Below are 23,228 nucleotides of genomic sequence, written 5' to 3'. Positions count from 1 at the left end.
ACTTTTCCCGGAGATGCCCCATGCCCCGTGCCCGACCGCAACTGATCAGCGCCAAACTGGAAAAACTCCATCCCACCCAGCTCACGGTCGGCCTCGCCGAAGTCGCCGACAAGCGTCAGGAATGGAAGAAGCTCAAACGCAAGGAGCGGGCGGCAGCGCTGGATAATCACTGGTTCCCCAGTGTGCTCGGGCCTGAAGGCGTCTATTACATCGTCGATCACCACCACTTCGGTCTTGCGCTGATTGAGGAAGAGGTCAAGAAGGCTTCATTGCTGGTGCTCAAGGACCTTTCCTTTGTCGACCCGGTGACGTTCTGGAGCGTGATGAACTTCAACCAGTGGGCGCATCCCTATGATGGTCGCGGTGCCAGGCGCTCCTTCGAAGCCATTCCCAAATCCATAGTCGATCTGCAGGACGATCCTTATCGCAGCCTTGCCGGACGCTTGCGCCGGGCCGGTGGCTACGCCAAGGACGCTACGCCCTACAGCGAATTCCTCTGGGCGGACTTCTTTCGCAGCCGCATCGCCAGCGACCAGATCAACGATCTGAGCCAAAAATTACAGACCAAAGCCATGAACCTGGCGCGCAGCCAGGAGGCTCGGTATCTGCCGGGGTGGGTGGGTCCGATTGTCAACTGAACCCCTGAGCGCTGCTTCCCGACCCGAAGTACAAAGTCGCAGTCAGGATCTGCTGGCCGGGTTGTCGATTGCCGGCCTGTTGCTGCCCGAGGCGGTGGCCTACTCCAGCATTGCCGCGCTGCCACCCCAGGCCGGGGTGATCGCGTTGTTTGCCGGGTTGTTGTGTTACGCGCTGATGGGCACCAGTCGGTTTGCCGTGGTTTCGGCCACCTCATCCTCGGCAGCGGTGCTGGCAGCGGCGACGGCTTCGCTGGCCGGTGGTGATCCGGCATTGCGCCTGAGCCTGGCGGTCGGTCTGGTGTTGATGACCGGCGTGCTGTTTCTGCTGGCGGGACTGTTCAAGCTCGGCAGCGTGACTTCTTTCATCGCCAAACCGGTGTTACGCGGGTTCGCCCTGGGGCTGGCGGTGACGATCATCCTCAAACAGGTGGCGAGCGTCGTCGATGTTCACCTGACGGACAGCAACCTGATTCGCTTCCTGCCGCAGTTGCTGGAGCAGTGGCCGCAATGGAACGTGGCGGGTGCCGGGATCGCGCTGGTGGCGTTGCTGGTGTTGATGCTCTGCGCGCGGTTTCGTCGAGTGCCGGGTGGACTGATCGTCGTAGCGTTGGGTATTGCCGCCAGTCAATGGCTGAACCTGCCGGCTCACGGGGTGAAACTGATCGGGGTCATCGATCTGGCGCTGGAGGTGCCACGCCTGCCAAACATGCCGTTTGCCGACTGGCTGCGCCTCGGGGAGCTGGCGTTTGCCATGGTGATGATTCTGTATGCCGAGTCTTATGGCTCGATCAGCTCGTTTGCCCTGAAGCACGGCGACAAGGTCTCTTCGAACCGCGATCTGTTGGCTCTAGGCGCGTCCAATCTGTTGTCGGGGCTGTTTCATGGCATGCCGGCCGGAGCGGGGTATTCGGCAACATCGGCCAATGAAGCGGCAGGCGCCACGTCGCGATTGGCGGGTATTGTCGCGGCGGCAGTGGTGCTGCTGATCGTGTTGACGGTGCTGCCGTACATCGCTCTGACCCCGGAACCGGTGCTGGCCGCTATTGTGATCCATGCCTTGGGACGGGCGTTGAGCCTGCAACCGCTGGGCCGCTACTTTATCTGGCGCCGCGATCGCTTGTTGGTGATCTGCGCCGTGGCGGCGGTGTTGGTACTGGGCGTGCTCGACGGTTTGCTATTGGCGGTAGCGATCAGCGTGGTGCTGATGCTGAAACAGATGTCATCGGCGGATATCCAGGTGCTGGGGCAAATGGGCGGTGGTCACGACTATGTCGACGTGCAGCGCCATCCGGATGCCCGGGAAATCCCCGGCGTGCTGATTGTGCGGCCAAGTGAGGCGCTGTTTTTCGCCAATGTGGAGCGCATTCTCGGCGGCGCGCTGCGCTTGGCCCGTCATGCGCCGGCAGCGGTGCACACGATCATCCTGAGTCTGGAAGAATCGCCGGACCTGGACGGCACCAGCATCGAAGCGCTGGAAGCGTTCTTCCTGCAGGTGCGGGCCGAGGACAAACTGTTGATTCTGGCGCGCCTCAAACATGAGGCGCAGACCGTGCTGGCGCAATTGCCAGAACTGGAACGCGAGCAGGTACTGCTGAGCGGTTTGAGTGTGGACGAGGCGGTACAGCAGGCACTCAAGCTCAATGCATGAGTTTCCGGAGGCATAAAAAACGCCGCACATCTCACGATGGGCGGCGTTTTTCATTGCGTTGCAGCGTTAGGCTTGAACGACCGGAATGTTGGCGTTCGCAGCAGCTTCACGGAACTCGGCAATCTGGTCGAAGGACAGGTAGCGGTAAACGTCGGCCGCCATGCTGTCGATCTTGCCAGCGTATTCCATGTACTCCTCGACGGTCGGCAGGCGACCCAGGATCGAAGCAACGGACGCCAGCTCAGCCGAAGCCAGGTAGACGTTCGCGCCGTCGCCCAGACGGTTCGGGAAGTTACGGGTCGACGTCGACACCACGGTGCTGTTCGGCTCAACGCGTGCCTGGTTACCCATGCACAGCGAGCAGCCTGGCATTTCCATGCGTGCGCCGGCCTTGCCGTAGATGCCGTAGTAGCCTTCTTCGGTCAGTTGGTGAGCGTCCATCTTGGTCGGCGGCGACAGCCACAGACGAGTTGGCAGCTGACCTTTGACCTGATCCAGCAGTTTACCGGCAGCGCGGAAGTGACCGATGTTGGTCATGCACGAACCGATGAACACTTCGTCGATCTTCTCGCCAGCAACGCTGGACAGCAGACGGGCGTCGTCCGGGTCGTTCGGCGCGCACAGCACAGGCTCGCTGATGTCGGCCAGATCGATTTCGATGATTTCGGCGTATTCGGCGTCGGCATCGGCTTCCATCAGCTCAGGGTTGGCAACCCAGGCTTCCATCGCTTGAGCACGACGTTCCAGAGTACGCGCATCGCCGTAACCTTCGCCGATCATCCAGCGCAGCAGGGTGATGTTGGAGTTCAGGTACTCGGTGATCGACTCTTTCGACAGCTTGATGGTGCAACCGGCAGCCGAACGTTCGGCCGAGGCGTCGGACAGTTCGAAAGCCTGTTCCAGGGTCAGGCCTTCCAGGCCTTCGATTTCCAGGATGCGGCCGGAGAAGGCGTTTTTCTTGCCTTTCTTCTCGACGGTCAGCAGGCCGTTCTGGATGGCGAAGTAAGGAATGGCATGAACCAGGTCACGCAGGGTGATGCCAGGTTTCATTTTGCCTTTGAAGCGCACCAGGATCGATTCCGGCATGTCCAGCGGCATGACGCCGGTGGCAGCGGCGAACGCGACCAGACCGGAACCGGCCGGGAACGAGATGCCCATCGGGAAACGGGTGTGCGAGTCACCACCGGTACCCACGGTGTCTGGCAGCAGCATACGGTTCAGCCACGAGTGGATGATGCCGTCGCCCGGACGCAGGGAAACGCCGCCGCGGGTCATGATGAAGTCAGGCAGGGTGTGGTGGGTGGTCACGTCGATCGGCTTTGGATAAGCCGCGGTGTGGCAGAAGGACTGCATCACCAGATCAGCGGAGAAGCCCAGGCACGCCAGGTCTTTCAGTTCGTCACGGGTCATTGGACCGGTGGTGTCCTGAGAACCTACGGTGGTCATCTTCGGTTCGCAGTAGGTGCCAGGACGAACGCCTTTGCCTTCTGCCAGACCGCAAGCCTTGCCGACCATTTTCTGCGCCAGGGTGAAGCCCTTGGTGCTTTCGGCCGGAGCTTCCGGCTTCTTGAACAGGTCGAACGCAGGCAGACCCAGTTCAGCGCGAGCCTTCTCGGTCAGGCCACGGCCGATGATCAGCGGGATACGGCCGCCGGCGCGGACTTCGTCCAGCAGAACCGGGGTCTTCATTTCGAAGGTGGTGATGACTTCGTCGGTACCGTGCTTGCAGACTTTGCCAGCGTGCGGGTACAGGTCGATCACGTCGCCCATGTTCATGTTCGATACGTCGAACTCGATTGGCAGTGCGCCGGCATCTTCCATGGTGTTGTAGAAGATCGGAGCAATTTTGCTGCCGAAGCAGAAACCGCCACCGCGCTTGTTCGGCACGTAAGGGATGTCGTCGCCGAAGAACCACAGGACCGAGTTGGTCGCGGATTTACGCGAGGAACCGGTACCGACCACGTCACCGACGTAGGCGATCGGGAAGCCTTCGCCGCGCATGGTTTCGATCTGCTTCATCGGGCCGGTCTTGCCTTGCTCGTCCGGAACGATGCCGTCACGGGCCATTTTCAGCATGGCCAGGGCGTGCAGCGGGATGTCTGGACGCGACCAGGCGTCTGGAGCAGGGGACAGGTCGTCGGTGTTGGTTTCGCCGGTGACCTTGAAGACGCGCAGGCTGATCTTGTCGGCCAGCACAGGGCGCTTCTTGAACCACTCGCCGTCAGCCCAGGATTGCAGCACGGCCTTGGCGTGAACGTTGCCGTTCTTGGCTTTTTCAGCCACGTCGTGGAAGGCATCGAACATCAGCAGGGTGTGCTTGAGTTCTTCGGCAGCCACTGGCGCCAGCTCGGCGTTGTCCAGCAGGTCTACCAGGGTCACGATGTTGTAGCCGCCCTGCATGGTGCCGAGCAGTTCTACAGCGCGCTTCTTGTCCAGCAGAGGGGAGGAGACTTCGCCCTTGGCCAGTGCGGAGAGGAAACCGGCCTTGACGTAGGCGGCTTCGTCCACTCCTGGTGGAACGCGATTGGTGATCAGGTCAACGAGGAAAGCTTCTTCGCCAGCCGGAGGATTCTTCAGCAGCTCGACCAGGCCTGCAGTTTGTTCGGCGTTAAGCGGCTGGGGAACGATACCCAGGGCTGCACGCTCTTCGATATGTTTGCGGTAGGCTTCAAGCACAGTTATTACCCTCATCAGTGGTCCCAAATGGGTGTCCGGGACGCTCATCCCGAAATTGCCGTACTCATGCTCCTCACGACGTTGTGGGTCGTTCGGCCAGAATTACAGGCAATTCCTTACAGAAGCTGCTTTCAAAGTTTTACGCCTGCAGAACGGGGAGCTGATGAGGGTTGGCGTATGGCTTTTCCCCGCTGGAAAAACCTTACGCCAACACCGCTCTGAAGGAACGACTGTGCTCGTGACGCTTTGAAAACAGCTTCTAACGGACATTGGCGCCTAAAAAGGCTGGCTGATTCTACGGCAAAAAAAATTTAAAGGTAAGTCGCGCTCTATTGGACTTTGGTTGCGTTGTGCACGGGTGGGGCAAACCTTGATCCAGCACTTGTCCCTGACGTTTGAGGGGTGATGAATGCCGGACAAAGGGCTAACATGCCGACCTGTTCCGCGTTTCAAGTGTTTTGCCCATTCTATGCCCAATCAGACCATCAAGACCCCCTGCGTCGGCCTCTGCTCCACTGTTTACGGTGATCTGGTGTGCCGTGGCTGCAAGCGTTTCCACCACGAAGTGATCCACTGGAACGGTTACAACGAGGAAGAAAAACGCGCGGTGTGGCTGCGTCTTGAGCAATTGCTGTCACAAGTGATGGCCAGCAAGGTCGAAGTCTTCGACCCGGCGCGGCTGCGCCAGCAACTGGAACAGCGCAAGATCCGCTTCGTGCCGCACCAATCGGAATATTGCTGGGCCTATCAGCTGATCGCCCGGGGCGCGCGGGTGATCATTAATCTGGAAGCCTACGGGATGGTGTTGCTGCCGGAGTTTCGCGACTGGAACCTGCCGGAACTGCGCGATGCCATTGATCGGGAATTTTTCCTGCTGTCGGAAGCGCACTATCAGCGCTACATCGCGCCCGGTTTTCTGAAGGATGCGCTGGGCGAGTGAGCATTACCTGTGGCGAACACGCTCGCCACAGGATGACAACAATGCTTAATGTTTCACCGCCAACTCCACCAGATGGTCTTCAACCTCCTGCGGCTTGAGCACCAGCACATCACTCTCCAGCGCATCCAGCACCACTTCGGCGGTATTGCCGATCAGCGCCCCTGACAACCCGGTGCGCGCCACGGTGCCAATCACGGTCACGGCCGCCTGCAGCTTGTGCGCCATAAATGGAATCAGCACATCCGCCGGGCCTTCCTCGACATGCAAATGCTCGTCGTCGACATCGAATTCAGCCTGGAACGCCCGGCATTGCTCGCGATAGCGCGCCTCGATGGTTTCCTTGAGCTGGAAGGTCGGGTCTGCCGCCGATAGCATCGGTGACGGATGGGCGGTAATGACGTGCAGATGCCCCTTGGCCAGGCTCGCGATGTCATAGCCGTGATCAATGAGGGTGGTGTGCAGGTGGCGGTGCTCGCCATCGGCATTGCCCACATCGACCGCCACCAGAATCACTCGGTCTTTCCAGGAGGCCGAGGTCTTCACCAGCAGCACCGGGGTCGGGCAGTGGCGCAGCAGTTTCCAGTCCGCCGGGGTCAGCAGGGCCTTTTTCAGCGAGCTGTCGGGGAAATGCTGTTTGATCACCAACCCGCAGCCTTCGGCTTGCTGCACATCGATGATGGTTTCGTGCAGGCTCTCGTTCCACGCCTGTTCGGTGGTGACGCTATAGCCGTCCGCCAGCAGCGCGGCCTTGAGCACGCTGAGCATGCCGGCGTGATCGTGCTTCTTGTCGCAGACCAGCAGGTGCAGATGGGCCTGGGTCACCCCGGCGATCAGCTTGGCGCGCTTGAGCGCCAGGCTTTCCGCGTGTTCGGGTTCGATGACCACCAGAATGCTGCGAATGGCTTGCATGAGTGAGTCTCCAGCAATGAAAAGGCACGGCGTTGCACAACTATAGTTGCTGCTCATCCGTCTGCGACTTGATGCATATCAACGCGGGCGGCTGGTGGTCTGCGGGCAGGCCGGTATAATCGGCGCCCTTCGCTCGAACACCTTTTGACCGTGAGCCCCATGATCCTTCCCGAAATCCACGAATTCCTTGGTTGCCGCACGCCTGACGCTTGGGTCCAGGCCGCGCTGGCCGATCAGGAAACCCTGCTGATCGACCACAAGAACTGCGAGTTCAAGGCCGCCAGCACCGCGTTGAGCCTGATCGCCAAGTACCATTCCCACGTCGATCTGATCAACATGATGTCGCGTCTGGCCCGGGAAGAACTGGTTCACCACGAACAGGTCATGCGCATCATGAAACGGCGCAAGATCGAACTGCGCCAGCTCCACGCCGGCCGTTATGCCTCGAGCCTGCGCAAAGTGGTGCGCAGCCACGAGCCGGTGAAACTGGTCGACACCCTGGTGGTCGGCGCCTTCATCGAAGCGCGCAGTTGCGAGCGGTTCGAAGCACTGGTGCCGCATCTGGACGAAGAACTCGGCAAGTTTTACTTCGGCCTGCTGAAAAGCGAGGCCCGGCATTTCCAGGGTTATCTGAAACTGGCTTACCAGTACGGCGACGCCAAGGACATTGCCCAGGTGATCGAGAAAGTCCGCGCCGCCGAGCAGGACCTGATCGAATCGCCGGACGAGGAATTCCGTTTCCACAGCGGCGTGCCCGTCGCGGCATGAATTGTTAAAAACTCTTAAGAGTATGAAACATCAACGAAAACCGGCCCAAGTGGCCGGTTTTTGCTGCCTGCGATAAACGTCTGGCCCGCGAATGCCGCCATAATGGCGCCCACTTCACTGAGGGTTGGCGACGGTTGTTATGGATAACCTGGGTTTTGGCAGAGTCCTGCTGGTGGAAGACGATGAGCGCCTGGCCGCGCTGATCGCGCACTTTCTCGAACAACACGGCTACGAGGTACGCACGGTGCATCGCGGCGATCTGGCCGTGGCCGCGTTTCTCGAATTCAAGCCCAAAGTCGTGGTGCTCGACCTGATGCTGCCGGGGCAAAGCGGCCTGCACGTGTGCCGGGAAATCCGCAGCGTGTCGGACACGCCGATTGTCATCCTGACCGCCAAGGAAGATGACCTCGACCACATTCTGGGCCTGGAGTCCGGGGCCGATGACTACGTGATCAAACCGATCAAACCGCCGGTCCTGCTGGCACGCCTGCGTGCCCTACAACGTCGGCAAGTGCCGGACAGCGGCGTGGTCAGCTCGCTGGAGTTCGGCCATCTGATCATCGATCGCAGTTGCCGCGAAGTGCGTCTGGCGGGCGAGTTGATCGAGCTGACCACCATGGAATTCGAACTGCTGTGGCTGCTGGCCAGTGCCGCCGGCAATATCCTGTCGCGCGATGACATTCTCAATCGCATGCGCGGCATCGCTTTCGATGGCCTCAATCGCAGCGTCGATGTGTACATCAGCAAGCTGCGCAACAAACTCAAGGACAATCCCCGCGAACCGGTGTGCATCAAGACCGTGTGGGGCAAGGGCTATCTGTTCAATCCGTTCGCGTGGGAGCTGTAGATGTTGCGGTTATTTCTGGGACTGTTTCTGGTGATGACAGTCGGGTTGGTGGCGGCGCTGCAAACCGTCGAACACACCTTCAACGCGTTGCTCGACAACCAGATGCAGGCCTACAACCGCGAGGCGGTGCGGGGCCAGGCCTGGTCGCTGATCGAGCACATGCGCGACCAGCAAGGTGCGGCGCGCGAGGCGCAGCTGGAGGCGTTGCGTCCGCATTACGGGCTGACGTTGAACCTGATCGAGTCCGATCAACTGGCCCTGACGCCCGAGGAAAAGGCTGAACTGGCACAGAACCTGTTGGTGATTCGCGACAACTACACCCAATTCATCAGCAACATCGACGGCGGTTCGCAGGTACTCAGCATCAAATTGCCGCCCGAGCCGAGCCTGATGCCGTTCTACATCGCAGCGGCCTATCTGATGCTGGCGGTGCTGCTTGGCATCGTCTTGTACTTCTGGGTCCGTCCGCACTGGCGCGATCTGGAAAAACTGCGACTGGCCGCCGAGCGTTTTGGCGACAACGACCTGTCATCGCGCATCCAGCTCTCCAAACGCTCGAACATTCGCGATCTGGCCGAACACTTCAACCTGATGGCGGCGCGCATCGAAGGCCTGATCGCCAATCAGCGCGAACTGACCAACGCCGTGTCCCATGAACTGCGCACGCCGATTGCCCGGCTGTCGTTCGAACTCGACCAGCTCAAGCAACAACCGGACGCCAGCCAGAACCGCGAACTGATCGCCGACATGTACGCCGACCTTGGCGAGCTGGAAGAAATGGTCTCCGAGCTGCTGACCTACGCCAGCCTCGAACGCGGCGCGACCGTGATCACCCGTGAAAACATTCAGGCCGCCAACTGGCTCGACAGTGTGGTCGGCAGCGTCGCCCTGGAAGCCGAGGCCGCCGGGGTGCAATTGCTGATCGGCGAATGCCGGGTCGAAGAAGTGCGGATCGAGCCGCGTTTCATGGCGCGGGCGGTGATCAATCTGCTGCGCAATGCCATTCGTTATGCCGAGCAGCGGGTCGAGGTGTCGCTGGTGCGCATCGGCGATCAATACGAAGTGCAGGTCAATGACGACGGCCCGGGTGTACCGCTGGCCGGTCGGGAGAAGATTTTCGAACCCTTCTCGCGCCTGGACGCGAGTCGCGACCGCCGCACTGGTGGTTTTGGTCTCGGGCTGGCACTGGTGCGGCGGGTTTCGCAATCCCATGGTGGTCGGGTCGAGGTTGGCGACTCACCGTGGGGTGGGGCGTCATTTCGTATGACCTGGGCGCATCTGGATTGATTGCATTTCCTCTCCCGAGGTGTCCAATCAACTGAGCACGTAGTCCACCGGTTTCAGCGCTGGCGGCAACGGCTCAGTCCCCAGCTCCGACAGAATATCCCGCTCGATGCCACGCACCAGCGCATCGGTCGGCAGGTCGTTTTCATCCCGGCCGAACGGGTCTTCCAGTTCATCGGCAATCGCATCCAGACCGAAGAAGGTGTAGCTGACAATCGCCGTGAACAGCGGCGTCAGCCAGCCCAGCGGTTCGGCCATGGCGAACGGCAGCAGGATGCAGAACAGGTAGATCGTGCGGTGCAGCAGCAGGGTGTAAGGGAAGGGCAGCGGCGTGTTCTTGATACGCTCGCACACGGCTTGCGCCTGGGTCAGGCTGGTCAGGTGATTGGCCAGCAGCATGTAGCGCCATTCACTGAGATCGCCTGCCTCATGCAGATCGGAACATTGCTGGCCGACGGTTTGCAAAATGCGCCCGCTGTAGTCCGGCACCAGTGCATCGTGTTGTGGCGTGATCCATTCGGCGCTGGCGGCGGCTTCGTTTTCCCGGCGCAACCGCGCGTTCAGGGCATGGGCAAAGCCGCAGAGGTTGAGCAGCAACAGCCGACGCTGCGCCGACTCGCGGATGACGTGGGTTTCGCGGATCACCGAACGTACATGCACGATCACCTCACCCCAGGCCTTGCGCGCTTCGTACCAGCGGTCGTAGCAGGCGTTGTTGCGAAAATTCATGAAGATCGACAGTGACAGACCGAGCAAGGTGAATGGCGTGGCGTTGACCTTGGTGAAGTTGCTCGGGTGGAGCATTTCCACCAGCACGATGGCCGACGCCAGCAGCGTGACCATCAGGGTGCGCAGGGCGATGCGCTTGGCAATCGACCCCTTGAGGGTAAACAGGACGGCGAACTGATTGATCTTGGGCCGGATGATCATGCTTTTTTTGCCTTGAAAACGTGGCGGTTCAGCCGCCGGTCATGTTCATGAAACGCACCACTTGCACGTCGTCGTTCACTTCAAAGTTGTGCCGGTAAGGCTTGAGCTTCATCGCTTCGATGATCGCTTTCTCCAGCCGCTCCGGTTGACCCGGATGGGCGCGCAGCACCGCTTTCAAATCCACCGAATGCTCGTTCCCCAGACACAGTAGCAAACGCCCCTCGACCGTCAGCCGCACCCGGTTGCAGGTGCCGCAGAAGTTGTGGCTGTGGGGCGAAATGAACCCCAGCCGAATGTGCGGTGCCTCCGCCAGCCGCCAGTAGCGCGACGGGCCCTGGGTCGACTCGGCGGAATCGATCAGGGTGTAGCGTTCGGCGATCTTTTCGCGCACCTGGGTGCTGGAAAAAAACGACTCGGCGCGACTGTGTTCGCTGATGATGCCCAGCGGCATTTCCTCGATAAAGGAAATATCCAGATCCCGTTCGATGGCGAACTGCACCAGGTCGTTGATCTCGTGATCGTTGCGGCCCTGCATCACCACGCAGTTGAGTTTAGTGCGGGTAAATCCGGCCTCACGGGCGGCATCGATGCCGTTGATCACTTGTGCCAGGTCGCCGGTGCGGGTCATCTGCTTGAAGCGCGCGGCATCGAGGCTGTCGAGGCTGACGTTGAGGCGCTTCACCCCAGCATCGAACAACGGGCTGGCGAGTTTGCCGAGCTGCGAGCCGTTGGTGGTCAGGCACAACTCGCGCAGGCCGGGCAGGGCAGCAATCTGCTTGCACAACCCGACGACACCGGGACGAATCAGCGGCTCACCGCCGGTCAGGCGGATCTTGCGGGTGCCCAGCGCAACGAAGCTCTGCGCCAGTTGATAGATCTCCTCCAGCGTCAGTACCCGTTGGCGTGGCAGAAACTGCATGTCTTCAGCCATGCAATACACGCAGCGAAAGTCGCAGCGGTCGGTGACCGACATACGCAGGTAGTCGACGCGGCGGTTGTAACCATCGATCAAGACGCGCTCTGACATGACAGCCTCGCTTGGGTGAAATCCGCTATTGAAGGGATTGGGTCGGCGCAGGTTATGAGCAACTTCGAACTGCGTCCAATCACTCTTAATGACCGGCCGATTGATGCTGTCGATGATGAAATAATTATTCCGGTTTTTGCGCTTCTTAGTTTTGCAAGTGCCCGTATTTAAAGGGTTTAACGCCGTGATAGATGATTTCGATAACGCAGTCATTAATAGCGATTAGACAAGTTTTTGCGGTGGTTCATATCCTTGGCTCCGTCAAACGAAACGACCGCTTTTGAACTTGAAAGTCAGTCGTCGCTGTTTAAACCCGATCAGGTTTTTGCCTGTGTGCATCGTCATGGAGAAGTCCCATGTCACAAGTCGACCGTTACAAACCCTACAAGGGCGCCGCTGCAGGATGGGGCGCTGTGATCAGCCTCACCAAGAACTGGCTGGGCAGTGAAAACGCCCTGAAAAACATCCGCGCCATGCTCAAGACCAACCAGAACGGCGGCTTCGACTGCCCCGGTTGCGCCTGGGGTGAAGCACCTGGCGCGAGCATGCTGAAGTTCTGCGAGAACGGCGCCAAAGCGGTGAACTGGGAAGCCACCGGCCGCCTGGTCGATCCGGCGTTCTTCAACAAGTACACGGTGTCGACGCTGGCCGAGCAAAGCGATTACTGGCTTGAATACCAGGGCCGGATCACCCATCCGATGCGCTACGACGCTCGGGTCGATCGCTATGTCGAGACCACCTGGGACGAGGCGTTCGCGCTGATCGCCAAGCACCTCAAAGGCCTGAAATCGCCCCACGAGGCCGAGTTCTACACCTCGGGGCGTGCCAGCAACGAAGCGGCGTTTCTCTATCAGTTGTTCGTCCGCGCCTACGGCACCAACAACTTCCCGGACTGCTCGAACATGTGCCACGAAGCCAGTGCGGTGAGCATGGGCGAGACCCTGGGCGTCGGCAAAGGCACCGTAGTCTATGAAGACCTGCACCATGCCGACGCGATTTTCGTCATCGGCCAGAACCCCGGCACCAACCACCCGCGCATGCTCGAACCGTTGCGTGAAGCGGTGAAGCGTGGCGCTCAGGTGGTGTGCATCAACCCGCTCAAGGAGCGTGGGCTGGAGCGTTTCCAGAATCCGCAAAACCCGATCGAGATGCTCAGCAACGGCTGGGAAGCGACCAACACCGCGTACTTCCGTCCAGCCTTGGGCGGCGACATGGCAATGATTCGCGGCATGGTCAAGTTCCTGCTGCAATGGGAGCGTGAGGCCCAGGCCTCGGGCGGCGAACCGGTGTTCGATCACGCGTTCATTGCCGAGCACACGTCGGGCTTGGACAGCTATCTGGCCGAAGTCGATGCCACGAGCTGGGAGCACATCGTCGAGCAGTCCGGCGTGCCGCTGCATGACATCGAACTGGCCGCGCGCATGTATGCCCGCGCCAAGAGCGTGATCATGTGCTGGGCCATGGGCCTGACCCAACACGTGCACTCGGTGCCGACCCTGCAGGAAGTCATCAATCTGCAACTGCTGCGCGGCAACGTTGGCCGTCCGGGTGCCGGGCTGTCACCGGTGCGTGGCCACAGCAACGTGCAGGGCGACCGCACGATGGGCATCAACGAACTGGCGCCGAAAGAGCTGATGGATGCCCTGGAAAAGCGCTTCAACTTCAAGGTGCCGCGCATGCACGGCCACAACACGGTCATGGCGATTGGTGCCATGGAACGTGGCGAAGCCAAGGTGTTTATCGGTCTGGGCGGCAACTTCGCCCAGGCCACGCCGGACACCCCGCGCACCCACGAGGCGATGCGCAAACTCGACCTGACCGTGCACATCTCGACCAAGCTCAACCGCAGCCATCTGGTGACCGGGCGTGACGCGCTGATCCTGCCGTGCCTGGGCCGTACCGACATCGACGTGCAGGCCGAAGGTCCGCAAGGCGTGACCGTGGAAGACACCTTCAGCATGGTGCACTTGTCGTTCGGTCAGTTGAAGCCGAAGTCGGCGCATCTGAAATCCGAGCCGGCGATCATTGCCGGGATTGCCGCCGCGACCCTGGGCAAACACCCGATCGACTGGGAATGGGCGGTGGGCGACTACGGGCGCATCCGTAACCTGATCGCCGACGTGATTCCGGGCTTCGAGAATTTCAACGAGAAGCTGCTGATCCCGGGTGGTTTCCACCTCGGCAACGACGCCTCCGACCGTGTCTGGAACACCGAATCCGGTAAAGCCCAGTTCACCCCGTGCGTGCTGCCGGAGCATCTGATCAGCGAAGGTGTGCGTAACCTGCCGGTCAAACCGCATCTGATCCTGCAAACCATGCGTTCCCACGATCAGTACAACACCACGCTGTACGGCCTCGACGACCGTTATCGCGGGGTTTACGGCATGCGCGACGTGGTGTTCGCCAACGAGCAGGATATCCGCCGGCTCGGTTTCGAACCGGGGCAGAAGGTTGATCTTGTGGCGCTGTGGGGCGACGAGCGCGAGCGTCGGGTCAGCGGTTTCACTCTGATCGCCTACGACATTCCAGCGGGGCAAGCCGCTGCGTACTACCCGGAAACCAATCCGCTGGTGCCGCTGGAAAGCTACGGCGACCGCACCTACACGCCAACCTCCAAATTCGTGGCGATCCGCCTCGAAGCGGCCGAGGCGAGCAACCTGATCCCGTCGTCGGTGGCCTGACCGACCCACGCGATCCAACCCTTTTGCAATTTGACTGGCTGCAGGCGTTCACGCCTGGCGGTGGCCCGGCCGTGTGCTGCCGCTTTTCAGCCTTGATGAGGACATCATCATGTTCAACCTGGAGGCACTGGACCTGGCGCGAATTCAATTCGCGTTCACGGTTTCGTTCCACATCATTTTTCCGGCGATCACCATTGGTCTTGCGAGTTTCCTGGCGGTGCTCGAAGGCCTGTGGCTGAAAACCGGTAACGACACTTACCGCGATCTCTACCACTTCTGGTCGAAGATCTTCGCCGTCAACTTCGGCATGGGCGTGGTCTCGGGTCTGGTCATGGCGTACCAGTTCGGCACCAACTGGAGCGGGTTTTCCGACTTCGCCGGCAGCGTCACGGGGCCGTTGCTGACCTATGAAGTGCTGACCGCGTTCTTCCTCGAGGCCGGGTTCCTCGGGGTGATGCTGTTCGGCTGGAACCGCGTGGGCCGTGGCTTGCACTTCTTTGCCACGGTGATGGTCGCCATCGGCACGCTGATATCGACCTTCTGGATTCTCGCGTCCAACAGCTGGATGCAGACCCCGCAAGGCTTCGAAATCGTCGACGGTCGGGTAATGCCGCTGGACTGGCTGGCCATCGTGTTCAACCCGTCGTTCCCGTTCCGTCTGGCGCACATGGCGATTGCCGCGTTCGTGGCCACGGCGTTCTTTGTCGGCGCTTCGGCGGCCTGGCATTTGTTGCGCGGCAACGACACCAAACCAGTGCGCAAGATGTTTTCCATGGCGCTGTGGATGGCGCTGATCGTGGCGCCGATTCAAGCAGTGGTCGGTGACGCCCATGGCTTGAACACCCTGGAACATCAACCGGCGAAAATTGCCGCCATCGAAGGTCACTGGGAAGACGCTGACAACGGACCGACCCCGCTGGTGCTGTTCGGCATCCCGGACATGCAGGCGGAGAAGACCAAATACGCGATCGAGATTCCGTACCTCGGCAGCCTGATCCTCACGCACAGCCTCGACAAGCAGATCCCGGCGCTCAAGAGCTTCCCGAAAGAAGACCGGCCGAACTCGACCGTGATCTTCTGGAGCTTCCGTGTAATGGCTGGACTCGGCATGTTGATGATCCTCGTCGGTGTGCTGGGCCTGGCGTTGCGGCGCAATGGCAAGGTCTACCGTCATCGCGGCTTCCAGCGTCTGGTGCTGCTGATGGGGCCGAGCGGTCTGATCGCACTGCTGGCCGGCTGGATCACCACTGAAGTCGGGCGTCAGCCTTGGGTGGTGTATGGCCTGATGCGTACCCATGACGCCGCATCCCATCACTCGGTGGCGCAGATGAGCACCTCGCTGGCGCTGTTCGTGGTGATCTACTGCTCGGTGTTCACCGTGGGCATCGGCTACATGATGAAACTGGTGAGCAAGGGCCCGCAGCCGCACCACGAACACCCGCCTGAAGGCACCCAGATACAGACCCCGCGCCGGCCTCTCTCGGCGGTCACCGACAACCTCGAATCCGCGACCCGGATCCACTGATAAAGGAGCGTTGAGTCATGGGTATTCAAGGTATCGATCTCTCGTTGATCTGGGGCGTGATCATCGCCTTCGGGGTGATGATGTACGTGATCATGGACGGCTTCGATCTGGGCCTCGGGATCCTGTTTCCGCTGATCAGCGACGAGCAGGAACGCGACGTGATGATGAACACCGTCGCACCCGTTTGGGACGGCAACGAAACTTGGCTGGTGCTCGGCGGTGCGGCGCTGTACGGCGCGTTTCCGCTGGCTTACGGGGTGATTCTGGAGGCGCTGTATCTGCCGCTGATCTTCATGCTGGCGGGTTTGATTTTCCGCGGTGTGGCGTTCGAGTTTCGCTTCAAGGCGCCAGCGGAAAAACGCTATCTGTGGGACTGGGCGTTCATCGGCGGTTCGCTGCTGGCGACGTTCTCCCAGGGCGTGGTGATCGGCGCGTATGTGGCCGGGATTCCGGTGGTGGATCGGCAGTTTGCCGGTGGCGGTCTCGACTGGCTGGCACCGTTCCCGCTGGTCTGCGGCGTCGGTCTGGTGGTCGCTTACGCCTTGCTGGGTAGCACCTGGCTGCTGGTGAAGACCGAAGGCATGCTCGAGTCGCGGATGCGTCACTACAGCCGTCCGCTCGCCTGGCTGTTGCTGGCGATGGTGGTGGTGATCGGCGCGTGGACGCTGCAACTGCACCCGGAACTGGCCACTCGCTGGTTCAACCATGCGCACCTGACCGTGTTCGCGGGGCTGGTGGTGTTGGCAGCATTGTCGCTGTTCGGGCTGTTGCGTTCGCTGCGTCAGCGGCACACCCACTGGCCGTTCGTGTTCACCCTGGTGCTGATGTTCCTCGGTTACATCGGGCTGGCGCTGAGCATCTGGCCGAACATCATCCCGCCCTCGGTCAGCCTGTGGGCGGCGGCATCACCGGCCACCAGCCAGTTGTTCGCCCTGATCGGCGCACTGTTCATCCTGCCGGTGATCCTGATGTACACCTTCTGGAACTACTACGTGTTCCGCGGCAAAGTGAGGATTGGCGATGGCTACCATTGAAATGCGTGAAGTGAAAAGCCGCTGGTACAAACGACTGGGCTGGTTGCTGCTGATCTGGTCCGGCAGTGTGGTTTCGCTGGCGGTGGTGGCGAGTCTGCTGAAACTGGCGATGTATGCGGCGGGGATGAGAACTCACTGACCAAAAAAACCGGAGCCTGGCTCCGGTTTTTTATTGCCTGCATTTTGCATCCTCCCCTGATGGGGAGGGTGCCTTGAGGTTTATTCCCCGCCAAACATCGCCGTCCAGTAAATGCCGGCGCTGCTCTTCGGATCGACGACATAGGCCGCGCCCAGCTCACGGTATTGCGGGTTCATCAGGTTGGCGCAATGACCGGGGCTGGCGAGCCAGCCGGCGACGACTTTCTGCACGGTATCCTGCCCGGCGGCGATGTTCTCGCCGACCTGCTGACCGCTGTACCCGGCCAGTTCAGCGCGGTCGCCGGGGGTGCGGCCGTCGCGGTCCTTGTGGTCGAAATAATTGTTGTTGGCCATCTGACGGCTGTGATCCTGCGCCACACCGCCGAGCACGGCGTTCCACGCCAGCGGCGCGGCGGCGGAGAAGGCCTGGCCGCCGCACTGGCGTGGCTGGCTGCGGGCGGCGTTGAGTTGTGTCAGCAATTTCTGGCCTTCGGCTTGCCCATCGCCCAGGCGCGCCGACAGCAGCGGTCGGGCCAACGTGATGCGCCAGTCACGGTCGGCGCGGCTGACGCCGATATCGACGAACTGCGGATCCAGCACCACCTGGCAGAAACTCTCCTGAATCGCCTTCATCGCCGACGCCGCATCCCGAGGACCGTTGAGGGTGATCGCCTGCACATTGACCATCGGGTAGCTGGCGCTGGCCATTGCCTGCTGCAGATCGACGCCGCCGCTGGCCGGCAGAATCAGGCGCGGGTCGGCCGACAGCGGCGGCAACTCACTGGACGCCTGCGTGCCGCAACGCTGCGGCTGGCTGCGGTAGCTGTTGATCGACTCGACCAGTTGCGACTCGTCGGTGGCCATGGCCGAGGTGGCCAACGCCAGTCCCGTGGACAACACGGCGAGTCGCAGAACGGATGGCATGAAGCGCATGGAAATCTCCCTTGGGCTGAGTGCGCCCATGATGCGCGAAAGGCCCCGGGTTCGCGCAATGTCTTTTTCTTCACCGAGCGGTTTTTTCTGCGGAACGATGCCGCCGACTCTGCCGTCTACCCTCTGCGAGGGCCCCGGAATCCGGGCGTCTCAGCCACGTAACACTTTGCCCGCAAGGGGCGCTGCCGGAAGAATCGATCATGAAATTGCACGGGCTGATCTGTTGTCTTGTGTTGACCCTGCTGAGCGGCGCGGCAATGGCCACCGATCAGGCGCCCATCAAGGAAAAGGCCGAAGCGAAAGCCGAGGTACTGGAAGAGAAGGCTGCCGACAAACCCGATGCGCCTCCGGCGCCGAAGTCCGAAGCCATCACCCCCAAAGAGGTGCAAGCCGTCGACCCGGCCGGCACCGCGCCGCTCGACGACCCGATCACCTGCCTGGCGCGCAGCATCTATTGGGAAGCCAAGGGCAAGGACACGGCGGAAATGGAAGCCGTGGCCAACGTGGTGATGAATCGCCTCGGCCACGACGGTTTTCCGGGCACCGTGTGCGAGGTGGTCAAGCAGGGCTCGGAAACCAAGAGTTGCCAGTTTTCCTGGTGGTGCGATGGCAAGTCCGATCAGGTCAAGGAAGACGCCGAATACGCGCTGGCCAAGGAGATCGCCGGCAAGGCGCTGAACCGCCAGCTCACGGATCGCACCCATGGCGCGCTGTACTTTCATGACCACAACGTCGACCCGAGTTGGGCCAAGAAGTACACCAAGACCGCCGAGACCGGGAAATTCCTGTTTTACAAACCCAAGGACGGGGAGGCGCGCTAGGCGCAAACCTCTCGCACACAATTGCGCAACCAGCGATGCGCCGGATCGGCGTCCATGCGTGGATGCCAGAGCATGGACACGCTGATGTCCGGCATCCGTAATGGCAGGGCGAAGCTGTGCAGGCCTGTGCGCAGTTTGCTGGTGTGACGTTCCGGAACGGTGGCGATCAGGTCCGATTCACGGACTAGCGTCAGCGCGGCAGAAAACCCGCCGAACGAGGTAACGATGTCCCGCGTCAGGCCCAAAGCGAGCAACGCCTCGTCCACCGGGCCGCTGCTGCGACCACGGCGTGACACCAGAATGTGCTGGCCCGCAGCGAAACGTTTGGCGCTGACCTTGCCGCTGCTCAACGGATGCCCCTCACGTACCACACCGATCCACTGATCCCGGAACAGGATGCGACTGTGCAGCGTCGGGTCGGTGCTGTCGTCGACCACGCCGGTTTCCAGATCCACCCGGCCTTCGCGCAACAGCGTGCTGTCCTTGTCGGCTTTTTGCACAAAGCGCAGACGTACGCCGGGCGCATCTTCGGCGATGCGGGCGAGCAGGGCGGCGGCAAAGGTTTCGACAAACCCGTCGGTGTTGCGCAGGGTGAAGGTGCGCCGCAACTGGCCAGGATCGAGCACCTCTGCAGGGCGCAGAACCGCTTCGGCTTCCTGCACCAGATAACTGACCCGGTCGCGCAGCTCCAGCGCACGCGGGGTTGGCACCAGTCCGCGACCGGCGCGTACCAGCAGCGGATCCCCGGTGGTTTCCCGCAGACGGGCCAGCGCCCGGCTCATGGCTGACGGGCTCAGGCGCAGACGCTCGGCGGCGCGGGCCACGCTGCCTTCGCTCAGCAGCACGTCGAGGGTGATCAACAGGTTCAGGTCCGGCGCATTCATGACGTGGCGTTCCATGCAGGTATCAAGTGCAAAGCATGCGTCTTGCGCCTTGTATTGTCGAGGCTCAGGCTACGTCCCATGACCTTTGCCCTGTGAGCCCCCCATGCACCGAGAACCCCTGAGCCCTTCAGCCCGCTGGGCGCTGACCAGTCTGGCGCTGTCGATGCTGATGCCGTCGCTGGACACCAGCATTGCCAACGCCGGATTGCCCACGTTGGCGGCGGCGTTCGATGCGACGTTCCAACAAGTGCAGTGGATCGTGCTGGCCTATCTGCTGGCGGTCACCACGTTGATTGTCAGTGTCGGGCGGCTCGGTGACGGCTTCGGTCGTCGGCGCTTGCTGTTGATCGGCATCGGCATTTTTACCGCCGCTTCGCTGGCTTGCGCACTGGCGCCGAGCCTTGCCTGGCTGATCGGTGCGCGAGCGGTGCAAGGCTTGGGCGCGGCGATCATGTTCGCGTTGACGGTGGCGCTGGTAGCCGATGCGGTGCCCAAATCCCGGGCCGGCAGTGCGATGGGGTTGCTGGCCACGATGTCGGCCACCGGCACCACCCTCGGGCCGTCGCTCGGTGGGCTGTTGATGGCGCATGTCGGCTGGCAGTCGATCTTTGTGATCAACGTGCCATTGGGGTTGCTCAATGCATGGCTGGTGTATCGCTATCTGCCGAAGGATCGAACCGTACGCTCGCCTGTTGCGTTTGATTATTTCGGCACCGCCGTGCTGATGCTGACGCTGGCGGCCTATGCGCTGGCGATGACGGTTGAGGGATTCACCCAGACGTTGTTGCTGATCAGTCTGTTGGGATTGGGGCTGTTCATCCTGATCGAGAAGAAGAGTAGGGCGCCGCTGATTCATTTGTCGTTGTTCACCGATTCACGCATCAGCAGCAGTCTCGCCCTGACCTTGCTGGTGACCACGGTGATGATGACCACGCTGGTGGTCGGGCCGTTTTATCTGAGCCGAGGCTTGGGGCTCAGCAGCACTCAAGTCGGACTTGTGTTGTCGGTCGGGCCGTTGCTGGCGGCTTTCAGTGGCGTGCCGGCCGGGCGTCTGGTGGATCGTTTCGGGGCGCGGCGAATGGTGCCGGGCGCGTTGCTCGGACTGGCCTGCGGTTGCGGTTTGCTGGCGCTGTTGCCGGTGAGTCTGGGACTGCTTGCCTATGTGTTGCCGATAACGGTAGTTGCATTGAGTTATGCGCTGTTCCAGGCTGCCAACAACACCGGGTTGATGTCCGGCGTCGCTCAGGATCAGCGCGGGGTGGTCTCGGCCATGCTCGGGCTGTCGCGCAATCTGGGCTTGATCACCGGGGCGGCGGCGATGGGCGCGGTGTTTGCCCTGGCCACGGACGATCCGACTCAGGCGTCAGCGGCGGTTATCGCTGGCGGATTGCACATGACCTTCGGCGTTGCCACGGCGTTGATGCTCGCGGCGCTTGCGCTCGGAGCCCTCACACACCTGCGTCTCGCGTCTCCCGGGCTGGAAAAAACAGCTCAAAGCAGGTGACACCATCAGCGCTGCTGACGCTGTAGCGGCCCTGATGCAATTGCATGATGGTCGCGACGATCGACAGGCCCAGACCGTTGGATTGGGCCGAACGCTCGCGGGACGGGTCGGCGCGATAGAAACGTTCGAACAGCCGCGACAGATGTTCGGCAGGAATCGTCGCGCCCTGATTGCACACCCGCAGATAGCTGCCGTCCGCTTCGGTAATGGCCTCGACCTGCATCGTCGAATCCGCTGCGCCGTACTTGATCGCGTTGGCGCACAGATTGGCCAGGGCCCGACGCAGCAACATCGGTTCGGCCCAGATCACGCCGCTGCCTCGGGCCTCGATGCTGATGCCGACATCCGCCGCCAATCCTTCGAAGTAATCGGCGATGCGCTGCATCTCATCGTAGGCGTCCAGCTCCTGACGCTGGCTCAGGGCACTGGCCGGGTCGGTGCGGGCGAGAAACAGCATGTTGTCGAGCATCCGCGCCAGCCGTTCGAGTTCTTCGACGTTGGAGGCGAGCAGCTGTTGATAGGCGTCGACGCTGCGGTGCTGTTGCAGGGCGACCTGGGTTTCACCGAGCAAATTGTTGATCGGCGTGCGCAGTTCGTGGGCCATGTCGGTGGAGACCTGGCTCAGTTGCGCAACACCTCGGTCGAGCCGGTCCAGCATCGCATTGAAGGCTTCGATCATCGGCTGCAATTCCCGGGGCGTGCCGTGGCGGTCGAGGCGTTCGCCGAGGTTGGCGATGCCGATCCCGTGGGCATGCCGGGCAATCCGCCGCAACGGCAACAGGCCGCGATACACCAGCAGGCAGCCCACCAGCGCCAGGACAATTGCTGCCAATGACGCCAGGCCGTACACGCTGAGTCGGTAGTTGGCGAGCATCGCCGTGCGTTCGCTCATCACCTTGCCGATCAGCACTTGCAGATTGCCCTGGTCGCCGGAGTCGATACTGGCTGCCACCGCCGAGAACGGCACTCCGTTGATGCTCGGCAAATGCTGCACGTCGTTGAGGGCCATTACATGGTCGACCGGCACGGCGGGCACACTCGGCAGTGCCAGGTCGCTGGGGTTGACCACGAACAAGGGCGGTTGCCCCGGCGCGCCGATGGTCAACAGCGCTTCGCGGTTGCCCAGCATGTTCTGAAACAGCGCCGGTTTGTTCTTGATCAACTCCAGGGTGTTGCTGTCGTTGAGGATGGTGCGCAACTGATCGATGCGGCTGACCAACTGGATGTCGTCGCGGCGGGTCAGTTGTTCTTCCAGCTGGTTGTAAAGCGCCGCGCCCAGGCCTGCCAGCGCAGCAAAGGCGAGCACCGCGAACACCAGCGCCAGACGCAAGGTCAGGGAGTAAGTGCCGGTGACTTTCATGGCTGGGTGTCGAAGCGGTAGCCGATGCCGCGCACGCTGTGGATCAGCTTGAGCGGGAACGGGTCGTCTATCTTCGCCCGCAGGCGGCGTACGGCGACATCGACCACATTGGTGTCGCTGTCGAAGTTCATGTCCCACACCCGCGAGGCAATCAGCGAACGCGACAGCACCTGGCCGGTGTGGGTGGCGAACAGTTGCAGCAAGGCGAATTCCTTGTTGGTCAGGGTGATCCGGCTGCCGGCGCGGGTGACCCGGCGTTTGAGCACGTCGATCTGCAAGTCGGCCACCTGCAATTGCTCTTCTTCATGGATCGGCCCGCGCCGGGTCAACGTGCGCAGGCGCGCCACCAGTTCGGCGAAGGAAAACGGCTTGATCAGGTAGTCGTCGGCGCCCAGTTCCAGGCCTTTGACCCGATCCGCGATGTCGTCGCGGGCGGTGAGGAACAGCACCGGCGTGTCGGCTTCCTTGCGCAGCCGGCGCAGAACTTCCCAGCCATCCATTTTCGGCATCATCACATCCAGCACGATCACGTCGAAGTCGTGTTCCAGCGCCAGGTGCAGACCGTCGGCGCCGTCACGGGCCAGGCTTACGTTGTAACCCAGTTCCTGCAAGCCGTTGAGCAGGTAATTGCCAGCCTTGGGTTCGTCTTCGACGACAAGGATATTCATGGGCACTGCGCCT

At 61.4% G+C, this 23,228-nt stretch carries 20 protein-coding genes; 12 read left to right on the top strand and 8 right to left on the bottom strand.

The genetic code is table 11. The features are described 5' to 3' along the window. Positions 1-20 precede the first annotated feature (20 nt). Both AC07N4_RS04690 and AC07N4_RS04685 read left to right on the top strand, forming a co-directional pair. A complete protein-coding gene (locus AC07N4_RS04690; RefSeq protein WP_102622077.1) occupies positions 21-638 on the top strand; it encodes a ParB-like protein in 618 nt (205 codons plus the stop codon). Beyond that, positions 628-2,286 (top strand): SulP family inorganic anion transporter, encoded by a 1,659-nt coding sequence (locus AC07N4_RS04685; protein WP_493065064.1) that lies wholly within the window; start codon positions 628-630, stop codon positions 2,284-2,286. Before AC07N4_RS04690 ends, AC07N4_RS04685 begins: the two co-directional genes overlap by 11 nt. A 66-nt stretch (positions 2,287-2,352) precedes the next feature. Here AC07N4_RS04685 and acnB read toward each other — a convergent pair whose 3' ends face one another. Then, complete coding sequence (gene acnB / locus AC07N4_RS04680; protein WP_096820202.1) at positions 2,353-4,962, bottom strand: bifunctional aconitate hydratase 2/2-methylisocitrate dehydratase; 2,610 nt, start codon at positions 4,960-4,962, stop codon at positions 2,353-2,355. Positions 4,963-5,431: 469 nt separating this feature from the next. Between acnB and AC07N4_RS04675 the strand changes: the two genes are divergently transcribed. Beyond that, positions 5,432-5,902, top strand: coding sequence for a DUF1289 domain-containing protein (locus AC07N4_RS04675; RefSeq protein WP_085711613.1), 471 nt, complete (start codon positions 5,432-5,434; stop codon positions 5,900-5,902). A gap of 45 nt (positions 5,903-5,947) precedes the next feature. Here AC07N4_RS04675 and AC07N4_RS04670 read toward each other — a convergent pair whose 3' ends face one another. Further along, positions 5,948-6,811: a universal stress protein gene (locus AC07N4_RS04670; protein WP_096820201.1), complete on the bottom strand. Its 864-nt coding sequence runs from the start codon at positions 6,809-6,811 to the stop codon at positions 5,948-5,950. Between the two features lie 159 nt (positions 6,812-6,970). Between AC07N4_RS04670 and AC07N4_RS04665 the strand changes: the two genes are divergently transcribed. The 3 genes from AC07N4_RS04665 (at position 6,971) to AC07N4_RS04655 (ending at position 9,713) form a co-directional block, all read left to right on the top strand. After that, positions 6,971-7,579: a MiaE family protein gene (locus AC07N4_RS04665; RefSeq protein WP_085610660.1), complete on the top strand. Its 609-nt coding sequence runs from the start codon at positions 6,971-6,973 to the stop codon at positions 7,577-7,579. Between the two features lie 139 nt (positions 7,580-7,718). Next, a complete protein-coding gene (locus AC07N4_RS04660) occupies positions 7,719-8,426 on the top strand; it encodes a response regulator (RefSeq protein WP_273535347.1) in 708 nt (235 codons plus the stop codon). Beyond that, entirely contained in the window at positions 8,427-9,713 is a 1,287-nt protein-coding gene (locus AC07N4_RS04655; protein WP_096820199.1) for an ATP-binding protein, read from the top strand. It begins immediately after the preceding gene. 27 nt (positions 9,714-9,740) lie between these two features. Here the strand turns inward: AC07N4_RS04655 and AC07N4_RS04650 are convergent, their stop codons facing one another. Together AC07N4_RS04650 and moaA are read right to left on the bottom strand one after the other, a co-directional pair. Then, entirely contained in the window at positions 9,741-10,640 is a 900-nt protein-coding gene (locus AC07N4_RS04650; RefSeq protein ID WP_102622076.1) for a bestrophin family protein, read from the bottom strand. A gap of 28 nt (positions 10,641-10,668) precedes the next feature. Next, positions 10,669-11,667 (bottom strand): GTP 3',8-cyclase MoaA, encoded by a 999-nt coding sequence (moaA, locus tag AC07N4_RS04645; protein WP_102622075.1) that lies wholly within the window; start codon positions 11,665-11,667, stop codon positions 10,669-10,671. A gap of 356 nt (positions 11,668-12,023) precedes the next feature. Here moaA and AC07N4_RS04640 point away from each other — a divergent pair, with 356 nt between their 5' ends. From AC07N4_RS04640 to AC07N4_RS04625, 4 genes are all read left to right on the top strand, one after another. Next, positions 12,024-14,348, top strand: coding sequence for an FdhF/YdeP family oxidoreductase (locus tag AC07N4_RS04640; RefSeq protein ID WP_493065063.1), 2,325 nt, complete (start codon positions 12,024-12,026; stop codon positions 14,346-14,348). Positions 14,349-14,457: 109 nt separating this feature from the next. Further along, a complete protein-coding gene (locus AC07N4_RS04635) occupies positions 14,458-15,873 on the top strand; it encodes a cytochrome ubiquinol oxidase subunit I (RefSeq protein ID WP_493065062.1) in 1,416 nt (471 codons plus the stop codon). Between the two features lie 17 nt (positions 15,874-15,890). Next, positions 15,891-16,907: a cytochrome d ubiquinol oxidase subunit II gene (gene cydB, locus AC07N4_RS04630; protein ID WP_096820195.1), complete on the top strand. Its 1,017-nt coding sequence runs from the start codon at positions 15,891-15,893 to the stop codon at positions 16,905-16,907. Further along, positions 16,894-17,046 carry a DUF2474 domain-containing protein gene (locus AC07N4_RS04625; protein ID WP_074688757.1) on the top strand — a complete coding sequence of 51 codons (153 nt, stop codon included), beginning with the start codon at positions 16,894-16,896 and terminating at the stop codon, positions 17,044-17,046. The genes cydB and AC07N4_RS04625 overlap by 14 nt, the downstream gene beginning before the upstream one ends. Positions 17,047-17,126: 80 nt before the next feature. Here AC07N4_RS04625 and AC07N4_RS04620 read toward each other — a convergent pair whose 3' ends face one another. After that, positions 17,127-17,978, bottom strand: coding sequence for a CAP domain-containing protein (locus AC07N4_RS04620; protein ID WP_493065061.1), 852 nt, complete (start codon positions 17,976-17,978; stop codon positions 17,127-17,129). 200 nt (positions 17,979-18,178) lie between these two features. On the opposite strand from AC07N4_RS04620, the gene AC07N4_RS04615 reads away from it, so the two are divergent. After that, positions 18,179-18,799: a cell wall hydrolase gene (locus tag AC07N4_RS04615; protein WP_096820193.1), complete on the top strand. Its 621-nt coding sequence runs from the start codon at positions 18,179-18,181 to the stop codon at positions 18,797-18,799. Here the strand turns inward: AC07N4_RS04615 and AC07N4_RS04610 are convergent. Further along, complete coding sequence (locus AC07N4_RS04610; RefSeq protein WP_493065204.1) at positions 18,796-19,683, bottom strand: LysR family transcriptional regulator; 888 nt, start codon at positions 19,681-19,683, stop codon at positions 18,796-18,798. The two genes, AC07N4_RS04615 and AC07N4_RS04610, sit on opposite strands and share 4 nt — an antisense overlap. 103 nt (positions 19,684-19,786) lie before the next feature. On the opposite strand from AC07N4_RS04610, the gene AC07N4_RS04605 reads away from it, so the two are divergent. Continuing rightward, a complete protein-coding gene (locus tag AC07N4_RS04605; protein WP_493065060.1) occupies positions 19,787-21,187 on the top strand; it encodes an MFS transporter in 1,401 nt (466 codons plus the stop codon). Here AC07N4_RS04605 and AC07N4_RS04600 read toward each other — a convergent pair. Together AC07N4_RS04600 and AC07N4_RS04595 are read right to left on the bottom strand one after the other, a co-directional pair. Further along, on the bottom strand, positions 21,132-22,547 hold the full coding sequence (locus tag AC07N4_RS04600; RefSeq protein WP_493065059.1) for a heavy metal sensor histidine kinase: 1,416 nt from the start codon (positions 22,545-22,547) through the stop codon (positions 21,132-21,134). The two genes, AC07N4_RS04605 and AC07N4_RS04600, sit on opposite strands and share 56 nt — an antisense overlap. Beyond that, positions 22,544-23,215 (bottom strand): heavy metal response regulator transcription factor, encoded by a 672-nt coding sequence (locus AC07N4_RS04595; protein ID WP_085732003.1) that lies wholly within the window; start codon positions 23,213-23,215, stop codon positions 22,544-22,546. Before AC07N4_RS04595 ends, AC07N4_RS04600 begins: the two co-directional genes overlap by 4 nt. Positions 23,216-23,228: the final 13 nt, after the last annotated feature.

This window comes from Pseudomonas sp. GW821-FHT09E04 (genome assembly GCF_059416185.1).
The sequence above is the reverse complement of the archived record's forward strand: the minus strand, read 5'-3'. Positions and strand labels throughout refer to the sequence as shown.